This window comes from Paenarthrobacter sp. FR1, from assembly GCF_051106045.1.
Classification (GTDB): domain Bacteria; phylum Actinomycetota; class Actinomycetes; order Actinomycetales; family Micrococcaceae; genus Arthrobacter; species Arthrobacter nitroguajacolicus_A.
The window spans coordinates 81,691-97,935 of sequence record NZ_JBPFSF010000001.1 but is presented as its reverse complement, the minus strand read 5'-3'; the positions used below and the strand labels follow the sequence as shown (position 1 = coordinate 97,935).

At 62.0% G+C, this 16,245-nt stretch carries 13 protein-coding genes and 3 tRNA genes; 8 read left to right on the top strand and 8 right to left on the bottom strand.

The annotated features are described in order from the left end of the window. Positions 1 to 13: 13 nt before the first annotated feature. From ACR30Z_RS00445 to bcp, 4 genes are all read right to left on the bottom strand, one after another. Complete coding sequence (locus ACR30Z_RS00445; RefSeq protein WP_144649653.1) at positions 14 to 1,519, bottom strand: malate:quinone oxidoreductase; 1,506 nt, start codon at positions 1,517 to 1,519, stop codon at positions 14 to 16. A 79-nt stretch (positions 1,520 to 1,598) separates the two neighbouring features. Continuing rightward, entirely contained in the window at positions 1,599 to 3,251 is a 1,653-nt protein-coding gene (locus ACR30Z_RS00440) for an ABC transporter substrate-binding protein (protein ID WP_208759984.1), read from the bottom strand. Positions 3,252 to 3,466: 215 nt separating this feature from the next. Further along, positions 3,467 to 3,548, bottom strand: a tRNA-Leu gene (locus ACR30Z_RS00435). A gap of 61 nt (positions 3,549 to 3,609) precedes the next feature. Then, positions 3,610 to 4,083 (bottom strand): thioredoxin-dependent thiol peroxidase, encoded by a 474-nt coding sequence (gene bcp, locus ACR30Z_RS00430; RefSeq protein WP_434370915.1) that lies wholly within the window; start codon positions 4,081 to 4,083, stop codon positions 3,610 to 3,612. 85 nt (positions 4,084 to 4,168) lie between these two features. Here bcp and ACR30Z_RS00425 point away from each other — a divergent pair, with 85 nt between their 5' ends. Beyond that, on the top strand, positions 4,169 to 4,636 hold the full coding sequence (locus ACR30Z_RS00425; protein WP_434370913.1) for a MarR family winged helix-turn-helix transcriptional regulator: 468 nt from the start codon (positions 4,169 to 4,171) through the stop codon (positions 4,634 to 4,636). Between the two features lie 111 nt (positions 4,637 to 4,747). On the opposite strand, the gene ACR30Z_RS00420 is transcribed toward ACR30Z_RS00425, so the two are convergent. The 4 genes from ACR30Z_RS00420 to ACR30Z_RS00405 form a co-directional block, all read right to left on the bottom strand. Next, a tRNA-Lys gene (locus ACR30Z_RS00420) sits at positions 4,748 to 4,823 on the bottom strand. Positions 4,824 to 5,017: 194 nt separating this feature from the next. Further along, a tRNA-Lys gene (locus tag ACR30Z_RS00415) sits at positions 5,018 to 5,093 on the bottom strand. Between the two features lie 117 nt (positions 5,094 to 5,210). Next, positions 5,211 to 6,395, bottom strand: a complete 1,185-nt coding sequence (locus tag ACR30Z_RS00410; protein ID WP_434371370.1) for a PQQ-dependent sugar dehydrogenase — start codon at positions 6,393 to 6,395, stop codon at positions 5,211 to 5,213. Positions 6,396 to 6,417: 22 nt separating this feature from the next. After that, complete coding sequence (locus tag ACR30Z_RS00405) at positions 6,418 to 7,263, bottom strand: sunset domain-containing protein (protein ID WP_434370911.1); 846 nt, start codon at positions 7,261 to 7,263, stop codon at positions 6,418 to 6,420. On the opposite strand from ACR30Z_RS00405, the gene ACR30Z_RS00400 reads away from it, so the two are divergent. The 7 genes from ACR30Z_RS00400 (at position 7,244) to serA (ending at position 16,074) form a co-directional block, all read left to right on the top strand. Next, positions 7,244 to 7,522 carry a hypothetical protein gene (locus tag ACR30Z_RS00400; protein WP_144649643.1) on the top strand — a complete coding sequence of 93 codons (279 nt, stop codon included), beginning with the start codon at positions 7,244 to 7,246 and terminating at the stop codon, positions 7,520 to 7,522. The genes ACR30Z_RS00405 and ACR30Z_RS00400 overlap by 20 nt on opposite strands. A 60-nt stretch (positions 7,523 to 7,582) precedes the next feature. Further along, positions 7,583 to 8,515, top strand: a complete 933-nt coding sequence (locus tag ACR30Z_RS00395) for a LysR family transcriptional regulator (RefSeq protein ID WP_144649641.1) — start codon at positions 7,583 to 7,585, stop codon at positions 8,513 to 8,515. Between the two features lie 109 nt (positions 8,516 to 8,624). After that, positions 8,625 to 10,346, top strand: coding sequence for a dihydroxy-acid dehydratase (gene ilvD / locus ACR30Z_RS00390; protein ID WP_144649639.1), 1,722 nt, complete (start codon positions 8,625 to 8,627; stop codon positions 10,344 to 10,346). Between the two features lie 286 nt (positions 10,347 to 10,632). Continuing rightward, entirely contained in the window at positions 10,633 to 12,534 is a 1,902-nt protein-coding gene (locus tag ACR30Z_RS00385; protein WP_144649637.1) for an acetolactate synthase large subunit, read from the top strand. A 2-nt stretch (positions 12,535 to 12,536) separates the two neighbouring features. Next, complete coding sequence (gene ilvN / locus ACR30Z_RS00380) at positions 12,537 to 13,049, top strand: acetolactate synthase small subunit (protein ID WP_011775174.1); 513 nt, start codon at positions 12,537 to 12,539, stop codon at positions 13,047 to 13,049. 112 nt (positions 13,050 to 13,161) lie between these two features. Then, positions 13,162 to 14,187 (top strand): ketol-acid reductoisomerase, encoded by a 1,026-nt coding sequence (ilvC, locus tag ACR30Z_RS00375; RefSeq protein ID WP_144649635.1) that lies wholly within the window; start codon positions 13,162 to 13,164, stop codon positions 14,185 to 14,187. 291 nt (positions 14,188 to 14,478) lie between these two features. Next, positions 14,479 to 16,074 (top strand): phosphoglycerate dehydrogenase, encoded by a 1,596-nt coding sequence (serA, locus tag ACR30Z_RS00370; protein ID WP_144649633.1) that lies wholly within the window; start codon positions 14,479 to 14,481, stop codon positions 16,072 to 16,074. Positions 16,075 to 16,245 lie beyond the last annotated feature (171 nt).

The window sequence follows — 16,245 nt, the reverse complement described above, 5'->3', positions numbered from 1 at the left end:
CCCCGGGTGTCGCCTAGCTTTGGACGGCGTTGGCCACTTCCAGCTGCAGGGACCGCGCGGTGCTTGCTTCCAGTTCGGCGGCGAGGTCGGGGTTCTCGTTGAGCTTGACCCCGTAGCCCGGCATCATGTCCTTGAGCTTGGACTGCCACCCCTTGAAGTTCTTGGGGAAGGACTTCTGCAGCAGTTCGATCATGATCGGCACGGCTGTGGAAGCACCCGGCGAAGCACCCAGCAGGGCGCCGATGGATCCGTCGCGGGAAGCAATGACCTCGGTGCCGAACTGCAGGACGCCGCCCTTCTGAGGGTGCTTCTTGATGATCTGCACACGCTGGCCGGCAGTGATCAATTCCCAATTACCGCCAGCTGCCTCGGGGTAGTACTCGCGCAGCGACTCCACCTTGGCCTCATGCCGCTTGGCAACCTCCTTGATGAGGTAGGCCGTGAGGTCCATGTTGTCCTTGGCCACTGCCAGCATGGGGATGATGTTTCCCGGACGGATGGACAGTGGAAGGTCCAGGTAGCTGGAGGTCTTTAGGAAGTTGGTTGAGAATCCGGCGTACGGGCCGAAGAGGAGGGAACGCTTGCCGTCCACGTACCGGGTATCGAGGTGGGGAACGGACATCGGAGGGGCGCCAACAGAGGCCTGGCCGTAGACCTTGGCACTGTGCTGGGACGTGATGGCGTCGTCAGTGCAGCGGAAGAACTGGCCGGATACAGGGAAGCCGCCGTAGCCCTTGCTTTCCGGAATGCCGGATGCCTGCAGGAGGTGGAGGGCGCCGCCGCCGGCGCCGACGAAGACAAAGTTCGCGTGGATACGGCCGTGCTCACCGGACTTGGGGTGCTTGATGGAGAGGTCCCAGCCGCCGCCTGCTGCGCGGTGGATGTTGGTGACGTCGTGGCCGTAGTTGACCTCGGCGCCGCTGCCCTGAAGGTAACCGGTCAGTTCACGCGTCAGCGCACCGAAGTCGACGTCGGTGCCCTCAGCCGCGCGGGTGGCGGCAACGCGCTGCTTGGGGTCGCGACCCTTGACGATCAGCGGAGCCCACTTGGCGATCTGGGCCTGGTCCTCGGTGTACTCCATGCTCCGGAACAGCGTATTCGGCTTGAGTGCCTCGTAGCGGGTCTTCAGGAAGTTCGCGTGGTCATCGCCAATGACGAAGCTCATGTGTGGAACGGTGTTGATGAAGCCCTTGGGGGATCCAATGACATTGCTGTCCACCAAGTGGGACCAGAACTGGCGTGAAAGCTGGAACTGTTCGTTGATGTGCAGCGCCTTGGACGGGTCAACGGAACCGTCCTTGGCTGCGGGGGAGTAGTTAAGCTCACACAGCGCAGCATGCCCCGTGCCGGCGTTGTTCCACGGACCGGAGCTCTCGAGCCCCGCTTCGTCGAGTCGTTCGAACAGGGAGATGGTCCAGGTGGGTTCAAGTTGCTTGATGAACGCACCGAGGGTGGCACTCATGATTCCGCCGCCAATCAGGACGACGTCGGCATGTTGAGTCTTGGAAATGAAGGTCACAATCAATCTCCGTTAGCGGCGGCACTGGCTGCTACAGAATATCCCCGTGCAGACTCAATACTGAAATTGCGGGGAATCGTCAAGGCTTTAAGCGGACGTTCGTGAAAACTTCGTTGAGGACAGGGGAAGCGGGGTAGCTTTCCACCTTGTCTGACAGGGCCAGGGCGGAGATGGGGAAGGCAATCGGGACAGCTGGTACCGATGCCGCGATCTCTGCGTTGATCGCCTGATACTGGGCGTTCCGGTCATCGCCGTCCGGCATGGCCCGGGCACGTTCGATCTTGTGGAAGACTTCCGAATCCGAATAGCCGAACTCTGCCCGGGTCTCTCCGAACAAGGGCCCCAGGAAGTTGTCGGCGTCGGCGTAGGAGCCGTTCCAACCGAGCAGGTGCAGGGCGCGATCACCCGGCGACTGAACTTTCTGCAGGTAGCCCTGCTCCCAGTCCACGGGCACAGGTTTGATGTTGAAGCCCACCGCTACCAGTTGGCGGCTGATCTCGGCGTAGATCTTTTCCGGAGTGGGCATGTAGGCCCTTGTGGCGTTGAGCGGATAGTAGAACTTCAGCTCTTCGCCCTTGTACCCGGCCTTTGCCAGCAGTTCTTTGGCTTTCTCCGGGTTGTACCCCAAGGAAGGAGCATTGTTGTTGAATCCGCTGAGCTTGGGGGGCACGAACTGGGAAGCCTGGGCAGTGTTGTCGATGAAGAACTTGCGGATCAGCGCTTCCTTGTCGATGGCCATCTCGATAGCCTGGCGGACCTCGGGCTTCTCCAACGGTGCAACGGCCTGGTTGATTCCCAGGTACATCACGGAGAAGGGGTCGCGCTGGATGATTTGGACACCCTTCTTGACCAGCTGGTCAAACGTTCCCGAGGTGACGAGGTCGTAGGCATCGATCTTTCCATCCAGCAGGGCCTGCTGGCGTGTCTCCGCACGGTCGTAAGGAATGAAGTTGATGGTTGCTATTTGGCCCCGGTTGCCCCAGTAGCCCTTGTAGCTGGACAGGGTGACTTTGTCAGCGTCCCAGGCGCTGAACTGATAGGGGCCGGTACCTACCGGATGGCCGGCGTAGGCAGAAACGGACTGGCCATTCCGGACCTGATCCAGGACATTGGCTTTCTGGGCTTCAAGTGCCGCCGGCGAAGAAATCGCGAAGGCCGGCAGCGTCAGCGCCTGGAGGAATCCGGTGAAGGGTCTGGTCAGGTTGATCTGGACGTCGCTGGCATTAATTACCTTGCAGTCCTTGAAGATGGAGAAAACCGGCTCGTCCGAGTAAGCCTTGAAAACGCTTTGGAATGAAATGCCCGGGGCTTGCTTGCGCAGGTCTGAAGGGAACGTGAACCAGCGGTTGAAGTTGGCGCAGACAGCCGTGGCATCCAGCGGAGTACCGTCGTGGAAGGTCACGTTGGACCGCAGCGTGAAATCGTAGCTGAGCCCGTTATTGCTGTCCTTCCACTCCGTAGCGAGGAGGGGAGTGGTCTGCCCTGTTTCGCCATCCACCCCCACCAGCCCCTCAAGGACTTGGCGGGTGACCCGGTAGGACTCCGAATCAGCGGTCATGGCGGGATCCAAGCCCAAGGGCATGGACGCCGTCCCAAAGTTGAAGGTGGCAGCAGGCTCGGCAGCAGCGGTTCCGCTGGCGGACGAGGACGGGGGAGGCCCCGGCGTTCCCGTGCACGCTGTCAGTCCCAAAGCCACAAAGACGGCTCCGAACTGTACGGTCAGGCGCCGCATCTTGCTGCTTGCCACTCTTGTCCCCTCAAGCCGGTTGGAAGTGCTGTGGCCGGCTTCGGCCAGACCGCATTCCAGTCTAATTGAACGTCCTGAGTGCACTTCCCAGCGCATCCACAGGAAGCTCTCCCCGCTGCTTGAGGAAATAAAATACCCCCGGTTCTTAAACCGGGGGTATTCACCTGGTTCCAAGCCACTCTGCTTGGGTACCAGTACTGTGCGCAAGGGGGGACTTGAACCCCCACGCCCGAAGGCACAGGAACCTAAATCCTGCGTGTCTGCCAATTTCACCACTCGCGCTGGCTGGCAATGGGACCACCGCGAGAGCGGACCTGCCATATACCGGCCTCCAGTGTACCCGCTACTTGTCCAGCTTGAGGTCCCGGCGAAGCTTTGCCACGTGCCCGGTGGCGCGGACGTTGTATTGCGCCAGGGACACCGTGCCATCCGGGTCAACGACAATCGTGGATCGGATCAGTCCCATGTAGGTCCGTCCGTAGTTCTTCTTCTCGCCCCACGCACCGTAGGTTTCGGCCACGGCGTGGTCCTCATCCGACAAGAGCGGGAACGTCAGGAGTTCCTCTTCTGCGAACTTGGCCAATGCCTTGACGGGATCGGGGGAGACGCCCACCACCTCGTAGCCGGCTGCCTGCAGGGGTCCGAGCGTGTCACGGAAATCGCAGGCTTCCTTGGTGCACCCTGGCGTGGAGGCCGCCGGGTAGAAATACACGATGGTCTTTCGCCCACTGAAGTCGGACAAGCTGACGTCATTGCCGCTTTGGTCCTTGAGGGTGAAGTTTGGGGCAACGTCGCCCGGGATAAGTCGTTCAGTCAAAATATGCTCCTTGCTTACGATCGCGATTTCCCAGTTTAGAGGGGAGAAGCCGCGTCATCACCCCTGACGCGCATATACTGTCGGCATGCCAGATATGGAGAGATGGCCCACTACCCGATTGCTTTCGACAGCTGCGCGCTTGGTTGAAATCTCGTGGAACGAAAAATTGAAGTCCATCGGCCTTACCCACGCCGGTGTCATTGCGATGCAGGTGCTTGCGGCCAAGGGTGCAATTACGCAGGCGGCCCTGGCCGAGGTTGCTCGAGTCAAGGCGCAGACGATGGGCACCACCCTCGCGAGGCTGGAGTTGCACGGCCACGTCACGCGCCACCGCAGTGACTCCGACCGCCGGAGCCACGTCGTGACCCTCACTGAGGCCGGCATTGCCGCCCTCGAGGAGGCCGTCAAGCTTGAGCAGGACGTCTTGGCTCCTGTTGCTGTTGACACGGCGCGGCTACGCGATGAGCTCAGGATCGTGGTCCGTGGGCTGGCGGGCCTGCCGGCGCCGGAGCAGGAAACCCGGGGTATTGACTCCGACTTGCCACAATCCTGACAGCGGCCTGTTGCCTGGAGGACTCTTAGGAGGCTGCGGGCAGGGAACAGAATTCGGCCAGAGAACAGAAAAGGCTCCGGATCGCAACAAGCGATTCGGAGCCTTTTCCTTTGGTGCACCCCCCGGGACTCGAACCCGGAACCCATTGATTAAGAGTCAATTGCTCTGCCAGTTGAGCTAGAGGTGCAGCACTTGTTTCGGCCTGTTCAAGGAATTCGCATTCCTCGCTGACCTCCGCAACGACAAATAACATTACACCACTTTTTGCCCACTTCCGACCACTGGGCAGGGGTCGTGATGAATGCCACGTGATGGTCAATCTCCGGAGTCTTTAAAGCAAAAAAGGACTTGGAGTGAATATCCACTCCAAGTCCTTCTCTTTGGTGCACCCCCCGGGACTCGAACCCGGAACCCATTGATTAAGAGTCAATTGCTCTGCCAGTTGAGCTAGAGGTGCAGCTGTTGAATTCAACCAACCGAAGGGCGTTTATTTCCTCGGCGATCTCCGCAACGACATGTAACTCTACACGACTTTTCCCGAAGTGTGAAATCCGCACCCCCGCCCATGGGTGACTCAGGATCCGGCCCGCAAAATCAGCGCAAAATCAGGGTTTCTGTTGTTGCTGAGGACCCAGATGGCCCCGTCGGGGGCTCGTGCCACGTCCCTCAGTCGCCCATATTGTCCTGTGAAGTAAGCCACAGGAGTGCCGGCGGATTCACCGTTGAGGGGGACCGCCCACAGCCGTTGACCTCGGAGGGCTCCGGTGTAGGCGACGCCGTCCACTATTTCCAGTCCGCTGGGCGACGCCTCGGACGTTGAAGGCCACACCACCTTGGCGTCGATCAGACCGTTCCTGCCCGGCGCGCCGGTCACGGTTGGCCATCCGTAGTTGCCTCCCGGCGTGATCAGGTTCAGTTCGTCGTCCACGTCCGGACCGAACTCGCTTGCCCAAAGTCGGCCTTCGCTGTCCCAAGCCAATCCTTGAACATTCCGGTGCCCATAGCTGTAAACGGGATTGTCGCCGAAGGGATTCCCCGGCGCGGGTCGTCCTTCCGGGGTCAGTCGGAGGATCTTTCCGCCCAGGGCAGTGGTGTCCTGGGGCTGTTCCCGGCGCTGTGAATCGCCGGTCCCAACGTACAGGAATCCGTCGGGGCCAAAGCGGATTCGGCCGCCGTTGTGTGTTGATGCCTTGGGCATCCCGGAGAAGATCACTTCGGCCTCGCCAAGGGTCAACGTGCCACCCGCATCCTCGGCCAGCTTCATCCTCGCAATCCGGTTGTCGCTCGCTGAAGTGAAGTAGGCATAGAGCCACTGGTCGGCCTGGAAGGCGGGTGACAATGCAAGTCCCAGCAAACCTCCCTCGCCGCCGGGGTCGACGTCGGGAACCTCGCCAATGGTGGTTGCTTGGCCGTCGCGGATGCTCTTGACCTGTGCGGAATCGCGCTCGGAAATTACCGCTGTGCCGTCGGGCAGGAACACTGCAGACCATGGCAGCTGCAGTCCGACGTCGAGCTTCTCGACGACCTCCGGCGTCCGCGCCGGAGTCCCGGCGCCAGCAGCAGGGCCGGCGCCAGCAGTAGGACCTGCGCCAGCAGTAGGACCAGCGCTGGAGGAGCCAGCCGTCCCGCCGGGCGTGGCCGCTGTCCCCGGGGAGGACGGACTGCCGGTACACGCGGCAAGCATCAGGATCATTGCCAACGCAGGGGCAGTCCCCAAGCGCGTGCGGTGGTTGCCGCGTTTCGCTGGGTGCCTGCCCATGGTGGTGGCCACTGCGTTCGAATCAGTGCCGACTGCGCCGTGGCGGCCGGAATCCGGCGGCTTCTGCGTGCGCGGCGGATTCGAACCAGACATCCGCCGCCACGTCGCCATAGCCGGCGCTGTCTTCGTCGTGATAGGTCATGTCCGTAGCGGAGGCCTTCACCGGATAGCCGTCTCCGGCTGCACTTGAAGAACCCGTGCCGTAAGGGTGGTCGACGGCCAGGTGCCCCGCAGGTCCTGTGTCCGCTGCAGTCCCGGAATCCTCGGCCGCGGCAGATTCGGCGCCTGGCAGGGCGGGAGCATGCGCGTCGGTGTACTCGTGGTGGTGGACTGGGGCACCGCTCTCATCTGTCCATGATGATTCCCACTCCGCTTTGTCCTCGGCTTTGTCTTTCTCCGCCGCCTCCTCGGCGCGGGTGACATCGTCGGCCGTGACCGCCGCAGCAGAACCCGCGCCCCAGTCGTCCACGTCGCCGGCATCGGCCGCGTGCAGTTTTGCATCGGTATCCACCACCGGCTCGTCAACCACGGGTTCTTCAACTACGGGCGTGGCAATGACCGGCTCCGCCACGGTCAGTCCCGGGGTGGCGGCCGGCTGGGTGTCGGAGGGGCCTTCATCCGGTGAATCGACGACGGCGGTATTTGTTTCGGTCCCGGCGACGCCGCTGGCGGGGGAGGAGCTGTGGGGTTCCTGGCGTGCAGGAGAGCCGTCCAGTACAGGCTCGTCCCCGGTGGGTTCATCGGCCGGTGATTCGCGAGTGCCTGATTCGTCGGTGGTCGGACCGCTGCCCTCGGCGGCCGCCTTCCCCAGGTTCGTTACTCCGGCCAAGCCGGCCACGCCTGCTGCCGTGGCGGCAGGATCAGGCATTGATGAAGTATTGCTGGGCTCCATCGCCGCAGGCGCCGCAGCTTGGGTTGTGGTGGAATTTTGTGCCTTGTTGCGACTCATGAGCCACCAAACAATCGCGACGACCAAAACAATGACAATGACCCAAATTAACCAATCCATGGCGGATGCCCTTCTGCTTGCAGGGGTGCAGCTCGTGGTATTTCCGACGTTACGTGCCTGCCAATGGGCTGTCCAGCGTTTGACCTGCTGGTTTGCACCAAGTGATCAGTTTGCTTAGTGATTGTGGGTATTGGTAATCCGCAGATCGGAATTACTCTGTGTCGCCTAGTCTGGCTCCATGGACTTCAAAAGGCTGCAGGTTCTGCGCGAATTGGCGGACAGGCAAAGCGTCGGTGCCACGGCCGACGCCATGAATGTCACGGCCTCGGCTGTTTCCCAGCAATTGAAGACGTTGCAGGCTGAGATCGGCGTTGTTTTGGTGGAGAAAGTTGGCAGGGGCGTTCAGCTGACGGAAGCCGGGCTGGCCATGGCCGCAGCAGCCTCGGACATCGCCACTGCCATGGCCCGTGCGGAGTCAACCATCGACACGTACCGGAAGGGCTGGCAGACCCGTGTTTCGGCGGCTTTCTTCCCCAGCGCTGCGGAAATGCTGCTGCCTGGGGTGCTCCACCGGGTTTCGGCCGTGGAAGGGCTCACTTTCGATGCCCATTTCGAGGACCCTGGAACAGCGCATTTTGCTCCCTTGGTGGCCGACTACGACATCGTCCTTGCGCACAGCGTGGATGGGCCGGAGGTTTTTGCCCGTCGCGGGCTTACGGTGGTGCCGTTGCTGGAGGAGGCCCTGGACGTCGCCATGCCGGTGGGGCATCCCCTGGCAGCCAAGGCGCGGCTGAGCCCCGAGGATGTTGTCGACTACCCCTGGATTGGTGTCCCGGAGGGATTTCCCTTCGACACGGTTCTTCGCCAGATCGAGCTCCACGCGGGCAGGCAGGCCCGCAGGGGCCAGCGGTATCCGGATCTGCGGGTATTGGAGGCTTTGGTGGGTGCGGGCCACGGGATCTGCCTCCTGCCGCGGTATACGGCCCGGGCGAGCTCCAGGCGCGGCCTGGTTCTGCGGCCGCTGACGGAAGTGAAAGCGAGCAGGAGCATTGTTGCGCTGGCGCGGCAGGAAGTTGCTGCGCGGGCCACGATCGCCAGTGTCCTGGAGATGCTCAAGGGCGAGGCTGCTGCGATTGCCCGGGAACTGCACGAGTCACGTCTCAACATTTGAGACCCAAGTCCATTGCCTGGTGGAGAAATCCACGCAATATTCGACTGTTCGTGCTTAACCCGGCTGGGAACAGCGTTCGCCGGCACCAGGTACACATAGACTTTGGACCATGAGTGACACCACCCACATCGCCACAGACAATAAGCCGGATATCAAACCCCGCAGCCGGGTCGTCACCGACGGCATCCACGCGGCGCCCGCACGCGGCATGTTCCGGGCGGTCGGCATGGGCGACGACGACTTTGCCAAGCCCCAGATTGGTGTCGCGAGTTCCTGGAATGAAATTACCCCCTGCAACCTCTCCCTGAACCGCCTGGCGCAGGGCGCCAAGGAGGGCGTCCATGCCGGGGGTGGATTCCCTATGCAGTTCGGCACCATCTCCGTTTCGGATGGAATCTCCATGGGTCATGAGGGCATGCACTTCTCCTTGGTTTCCCGCGAAGTCATCGCCGACTCCGTGGAGACCGTGATGCAGGCCGAGCGTATCGACGGCTCGGTTTTGCTGGCCGGGTGCGACAAATCCCTTCCGGGCATGCTCATGGCTGCTGCCCGCCTGGATCTCGCGTCCGTGTTCCTCTACGCCGGCTCGATCATGCCCGGCTGGGTCAAACTTGAGGATGGCTCGGAGAAGGAAGTCACCCTCATTGACGCTTTCGAAGCGGTGGGAGCCTGCGCCGCCGGCAAGATGAGCATGGAAGACCTGACTCGTATTGAAAAGGCCATTTGTCCCGGCGAAGGCGCCTGTGGCGGCATGTACACGGCCAACACCATGGCCTGCATTGGCGAGGCCCTGGGCATGTCCCTCCCGGGGTCGGCCGCCCCGCCGTCGGCAGACCGTCGTCGTGATGACTTCGCCCGCAAGTCGGGCGAGGCGGTAGTCAACCTGCTGCGCCTGGGCATCACTGCCCGCGACATCATGACCAAGAAGGCCTTTGAGAATGCCATTGCCGTGACCATGGCGTTCGGCGGTTCCACCAACGCCGTGCTGCACCTGCTCGCGATCGCACGCGAGGCCGAAGTTGAGCTCACGCTGGACGACTTCAACCGCATCGGCGACAAAATCCCGCACCTCGGGGACCTGAAGCCCTTTGGCCGCTACGTCATGACCGACGTAGATAAGATCGGCGGCGTGCCGGTGATTATGAAGGCACTGCTCGACGCCGGTCTGCTCCACGGCGATTGCCTCACCGTGACAGGCAAGACCCTTGCCGAAAACCTCGCCTCGATCAACCCGCCGGACCTCGACGGCAAGATCCTCCGTGCCTTGGACAACCCCATCCACAAGACGGGTGGCATCACCATCCTCCACGGTTCCATGGCACCTGAGGGCGCTGTGGTGAAGAGTGCAGGCTTTGATGCCGACGTCTTCGAAGGAACCGCCCGTGTGTTCGAGCGCGAGCAGGGCGCCCTGACGGCACTGGACAATGGCGAGATCCACAAGGGTGACGTTGTGGTCATTCGCTACGAGGGCCCCAAGGGTGGCCCGGGCATGCGCGAAATGCTTGCCATTACCGGCGCCATCAAGGGCGCGGGGTTGGGCAAGGACGTGCTGCTGCTCACCGATGGCCGCTTCTCGGGCGGTACCACCGGCCTGTGCATCGGGCACGTTGCGCCCGAGGCCGTCGACGGCGGACCCATCGCCTTTGTCAGGGATGGCGACCGCATTCGAGTGGACATCGCTGCGCGTTCCTTCGATCTGTTGGTAGACGAGGCTGAGCTCGAGGCCCGCAAGGAGGGCTGGGAGCCGCTCCCGGCAAAGTTCACCAAGGGTGTCCTGGCTAAGTACGCCAAGCTGGTGCACAGCGCGTCCACCGGCGCCTACTGCGGTTGATTCCTGCTGCGGACTCCGCTCGTCTTTGATGGGTGGAGTCCGGTAGGCGGACACCGTTGTCCAAATAGTGAGATACGATGGTGCTCAATTGACACGTATCTCCCTTAGAGGGAACACTGAACGCATGATCACATTCGTTACCGTCGGCATCGTCGTCCTTACCAAGCGCGTGGCTTAGCCCGACTGGTAACGAACCGTCACGCGCAAACCCCTCGAAGAGCCGGAAGGCTGAGGGGTTTTTTTATTCCCAAGACCCACTAATGAAGATCCACAAAGGAAGAGTCCGATGAGCAAAGGATCGCCGATCAGCCCCTCGCTGATGGCTTCAAAGTCCACTGGAGCCCACAAGGCTCCGGAAAAGATCGACCGAACGGCCGAGGCCGTCGTCGACGCTGCTGCACCTCTCTCTCCTGTACTTGGGCCGAACAACGTCGTACCCCCGACGGTGATGACCGGCTCGCAAGCAATTGTCCGTTCGCTCGAAGAACTCGGCGTGGACGATATTTTCGGTTTGCCCGGTGGCGCGATCCTGCCCACCTATGACCCCTTGATGGCCTCCAGCATGAATCACATCCTGGTCCGTCACGAACAGGGAGCCGGCCACGCCGCGCAAGGCTACGCCATGGTTACCGGACGGGTTGGCGTTTGCATCGCCACCTCGGGCCCCGGTGCCACCAACCTCGTTACCGCCATCATGGATGCCCACATGGACTCCGTGCCGATGGTAGCAATCACCGGGCAGGTAGCCAGTGGTGTCATTGGCACCGATGCCTTCCAGGAAGCGGACATCGTGGGAATCACGATGCCCATCACCAAGCACTCGTTCCTGGTGACCGACCCCAACGACATCCCGCATGTCATGGCGGAGGCCTTCCACCTCGCTTCCACGGGCCGTCCCGGTCCGGTGCTGGTGGACATTGCCAAGGACGCCCAGGTGGGCCAAATGACGTTCTCCTGGCCGCCCAAGGTGGACCTGCCGGGCTACCGCCCCGTTGTCCGGGGCCATAACAAGCAGGTCCGCGAAGCTGCCAAGCTGATCGCGGCAGCCAGCAAGCCGGTCCTGTATGTGGGCGGTGGTGTGGTCAAGGGCCACGCTTCGGCGGAACTCATGGAGCTGGCCCTGGCCACAGGCGCCCCAGTGGTCACCACTTTGATGGCGCGCGGCGCCTTCCCTGATTCGCACCCGCAGCACGTGGGCATGCCCGGCATGCACGGTTCCGTTTCCGCTGTGACTGCGCTTCAGCAGGCCGACCTGCTGATCACGTTGGGCGCCAGGTTCGATGACCGCGTTACCGGTGTGCTGAAAACCTTCGCTCCCTTTGCCAAGGTCATCCACGCCGATATCGACCCCGCCGAAATCTCCAAGAACCGGACTGCCGATGTCCCCATCGTTGGCTCGGTCAAGGAAATCATCCCGGAGCTCACCGAGGCCGTAAAGACGCAGTTCGAACTGAGCGGTACCCCGGACCTGGATGCCTGGTGGGCTTTCCTGGGCAACCTGCGGGACACCTACCCCCTGGGTTGGACCGAGCCGGAAGACGGCCTCACTGCGCCGCAGCGCGTAATCAAGCGCATTGGTGAACTCACGGGTCCCGAAGGCATCTACGTCGCAGGCGTTGGCCAGCATCAGATGTGGGCCGCGCAGTTCATCAACTACGAACGCCCCCACGCCTGGCTGAACTCCGGCGGTGCAGGAACCATGGGATACTCGGTTCCGGCAGCGATGGGTGCCAAAGTCGGTGAACCGGACCGTGTTGTCTGGGCCATCGACGGCGACGGCTGCTTCCAGATGACCAATCAGGAGTTGGCCACCTGCGCCATCAACAACATCCCGATCAAGGTGGCCATCATCAACAACTCCTCGCTGGGCATGGTCCGCCAATGGCAAACCCTGTTCTACGAGGGCCGCTACTCGAACACGGATCTGAACACAGGCCACGACACCATCCGGATTCCGGACTTCGTCAAGCTGGCCGATGCCTACGGCTGTGCGGCACTGCGCTGTGAGCGTGACGAAGACATCGACGCCACCATCCAGAAGGCACTCGAGATCAACGACCGTCCGGTGGTCATTGACTTCGTCGTGAGCCCCAACTCGATGGTGTGGCCCATGGTGCCCTCGGGCGTCAGCAATGACCAGATCCAAGTTGCCCGAAACATGACCCCGGAATGGGAAGAGGAGGACTAGGCATGAGCCGCCACACACTGTCCGTTCTGGTCGAAGACAAGCCCGGCGTGCTGACCCGCGTGGCCAGCCTCTTCGCCCGGCGCGCCTTCAACATCAACTCCCTCGCTGTGGGACCCACCGAGGTTCCAGGCATGTCCCGCATGACGGTTGTCGTCGACGCCGACGGCGACCTCATCGAGCAAGTCACCAAGCAGCTCAACAAGTTGGTCAACGTGATCAAGATTGTGGAGCTGACTTCAGAATCTTCCGTACAACGAGACCACATCCTGGTCAAGGTACGTGCGGATGCCGCGACACGTCTGCAGGTTACCCAGGCTGCAGACCTGTTCCGTGCCGCCGTCGTCGACGTGTCCACAGACTCGTTGGTGATTGAGGCAACCGGTACCCCCGAGAAGCTCGCTGCACTGCTTTCAGTGCTCGAGCCGTTCGGCATCCGTGAAATCGTGCAGTCCGGCACCTTGGCCGTTGGACGGGGATCCCGCTCCATGAGTGACAGGGCGCTCCGCTCCGCGTGAAACCAGGCAGGCGCAGTCAGCGGTTTCGTTGACCCGCTATGCCGAGCGTTGCGTCCAGTACCGCAGCACCACAATCAATATCTAAGAAAACCACTCAAGAGGAGTTACGCAAGTGACTGAAATGTTCTACGACGACGACGCAGACCTGTCGATCATCCAGGGCCGCAAGGTAGCCATTGTCGGCTACGGCTCCCAGGGCCACGCCCACGCGCTCAACCTGCGCGATTCCGGCGTCGAGGTTGTCATCGCGCTCAAGGAAGGCTCGAAGTCGACCGCCAAGGCCGAGGACGCAGGCTTCACTGTCAAGAACGTTGCGGACGCCGCCGAATGGGCCGACGTCATCATGATCCTGGCGCCGGACCAGCACCAGCGCTCGATCTACAACGACTCCATCAAGGACAAGCTGACCGAGGGCAAGGCACTTGCCTTCGCCCATGGCTTCAACATCCGCTTCGGCTACATCGAGGCTCCGGCCGGCGTTGACGTCATCCTCATCGCTCCGAAGGCTCCGGGCCACACCGTCCGCCGCGAATTCGAAGCCGGCCGTGGCATCCCGGACATCATTGCTGTTGAGCAGGACGCCTCCGGTTCCGCATGGGACCTGGCAAAGTCCTACGCCAAGGCCATCGGCGGCACCCGCGCCGGCGTCATCAAGACCACCTTCACCGAAGAGACCGAGACCGACCTCTTCGGTGAGCAGTCCGTTCTTTGTGGCGGCGTATCCCAGCTCGTCCAGTACGGCTTCGAAACGTTGACCGAAGCCGGTTACCAGCCGCAGATCGCCTACTTCGAGGTTCTCCACGAGCTCAAGCTCATCGTTGACCTCATGTGGGAAGGCGGCATCGCCAAGCAGCGCTGGAGCGTTTCCGATACCGCTGAGTACGGCGACTACGTCTCCGGCCCGCGCGTGATCACCCCCGAGGTGAAGGAAAACATGAAGGCTGTCCTCGCGGACATCCAGAGCGGTGCTTTCGCAAAGCGCTTCATCGATGACCAGGACAACGGTGGCACCGAGTTCAAGGAACTCCGCGCCAAGGCCGAGCAGCACCCGATCGAAGAAGTTGGCCGCGAGTTGCGTTCACTCTTCTCCTGGCAGCAGCAGGACGCCGACTACGTCGAGGGTTCCGCAGCCCGCTGATTGTTCCGCGTGGCAGCAGCACTGCACCAGCACTAAGCAGCGACGCCCGTCCGGCGAGTTTCAGCCGGGCGGGCGTCGCCGTTTCCAGCACCGTTTCTCCACCGAATTGCACTCCCGGTGGTGCTGTGAACTTCTTCACATCGCTTCCGGTCCGGCCGTAACATCCCTCGCCGGCACCGGAAACGCGGCCCGGATTCGATATTCTGGGCTGGTCCCGGCGCCGTGCCCCGGGCCACGCATCCGCTCCTTGTCCAGTTCTGTCCCAAGTTGTCCAAAGTAAGGTGCCACCCCGTGTCAGCCAGCAAACCCGTCGTCCTCCTCGCCGAGGAACTCTCGCCCGCCACAGTCGAGGCATTGGGCCCGGACTTTGAAATCCGCCAGACCGACGGTGCCGACCGTTCCCAGCTGCTGTCCGCCATCGCCGACGTCGACGCCATCCTGGTTCGCTCTGCCACCCAAGTAGACGCCGAGGCAATCGCCGCAGCCAAGAACCTCAAGGTCATTGCCCGCGCAGGCGTGGGCTTGGACAACGTGGATATCAAGTCCGCCACCCAGGCCGGCGTCATGGTGGTCAACGCCCCGACGTCCAACATTGTCTCGGCCGCGGAACTCACGGTAGGCCACATCCTGAGCCTTGCCCGCCACATTCCGCAGGCCAGCTCCGCGCTGAAGAACGGCGAGTGGAAGCGTTCCAAGTACACCGGAATCGAGCTTTTCGAGAAGAAGATCGGCATTATCGGCCTGGGCCGCATCGGTGCCTTGGTGGCAGCCCGCCTGCAGGGATTCGAAACTGAAATCCTCGCCTACGACCCCTACATCACAGCCGCCCGCGCCGCGCAGCTGGGCGTCAAATTGGTCACCTTGGATGAACTCCTGGAGAATTCCGACTTCATCACCATCCATATGCCCAAGACGCCGGAGACTGTGGGCATGCTGGGCGCTGACGCCTTCCGGAAGATGAAGGAAACGGCGTACGTCATCAACGTCGCCCGTGGTGGACTGGTGGACGAAGAAGCACTCCACATTGCCTTGAAGGAAGGCCAGATTGCCGGCGCAGGCGTGGACGTCTTCGTCAAGGAGCCCAGCACCGATCTGCCGTTCTTCGAGTTCGACAACGTCGTAGTCACCCCGCACCTCGGTGCATCCACCGATGAGGCCCAGGAGAAGGCCGGCGTTTCCGTCGCAAAGTCTGTTCGCTTGGCCCTTGCCGGCGAGCTGGTTCCGGATGCCGTGAACGTGGCCGGAGGCGTTATCGCTCCCGACGTTCGTCCGGGCATTCCGCTCATCGAAAAGTTGGGCCGTATCTTCACGGCGCTGACCCATGCATCCCTCACCCAGATCGACGTCGAAGTTGCGGGTGAAATAGCGGCACTGGACGTCAAGGTGCTTGAATTGGCTGCCTTGAAGGGCGTGTTCGCGGACGTGGTGACGGAGCAGGTCTCCTACGTCAACGCTCCAGTCATCGCAGAGCAGCGTGGCATCAATACCCGCCTCATTACGACGGCGGAGGCTGAGGACTACCGCAACGTCCTGACCATCCGTGGTGCGCTCAGCGACGGTTCGCAGATCTCCGTAGCCGGCACCCTGACGGGTCCCAAGCAGGTGGAGAAGCTTGTTGGCGTCAATGGGTACGACGTCGAAATCCCCATCAGCGAGCACCTGGTGGTGGTGGCCTACGCCGACCGTCCCGGTGTGATTGGCACCATCGGGCACATCCTGGGCATGAACAACATCAACATCGGCGGAATGCAGGTGGCGCGCCAGACTGAAGGCGGCCAGGTTCTTGCGCTCCTGACCATCGACAGTTCCGTTCCACAGCAGGTGCTCGAGGCCATCAAGGCCGGTATCGGCGCAGACATGGTCCGCGAAGTGGATCTGGAGGACTAGCACTGATCCCCATCAGCTGAGTTCGCGTGCCGGCGACACACCTTTGGCACGCAGGAGTGGCCGGTCTGCTTACAATGGCTGGGTCCGGGATTCGGACCCGGCAGCAGGCCGGCCACAACTTTTTGCACATACAGCCCGGTATTCCCCTGTGTCTTTTGGGGAATTACGGAC

Excerpts from the sequence above, each read along its gene's own strand:
- ACR30Z_RS00395 (WP_144649641.1), top strand. The coding sequence starts at position 7,583 with ATGGACTTCAAAAGGCTGCAGGTTCTGCGCGAATTGGCGGACAGGCAA.
- ACR30Z_RS00425 (WP_434370913.1), top strand. The coding sequence starts at position 4,169 with ATGCCAGATATGGAGAGATGGCCCACTACCCGATTGCTTTCGACAGCT.
- ACR30Z_RS00385 (WP_144649637.1), top strand. The coding sequence starts at position 10,633 with ATGAGCAAAGGATCGCCGATCAGCCCCTCGCTGATGGCTTCAAAGTCC.
- ilvD (WP_144649639.1), top strand. The coding sequence starts at position 8,625 with ATGAGTGACACCACCCACATCGCCACAGACAATAAGCCGGATATCAAA.
- ilvN (WP_011775174.1), top strand. The coding sequence starts at position 12,537 with ATGAGCCGCCACACACTGTCCGTTCTGGTCGAAGACAAGCCCGGCGTG.
- ACR30Z_RS00440 (WP_208759984.1), bottom strand. The coding sequence starts at position 3,251 with ATGCGGCGCCTGACCGTACAGTTCGGAGCCGTCTTTGTGGCTTTGGGA.
- ACR30Z_RS00405 (WP_434370911.1), bottom strand. The coding sequence starts at position 7,263 with ATGCCTGATCCTGCCGCCACGGCAGCAGGCGTGGCCGGCTTGGCCGGA.
- ACR30Z_RS00410 (WP_434371370.1), bottom strand. The coding sequence starts at position 6,395 with ATGGGCAGGCACCCAGCGAAACGCGGCAACCACCGCACGCGCTTGGGG.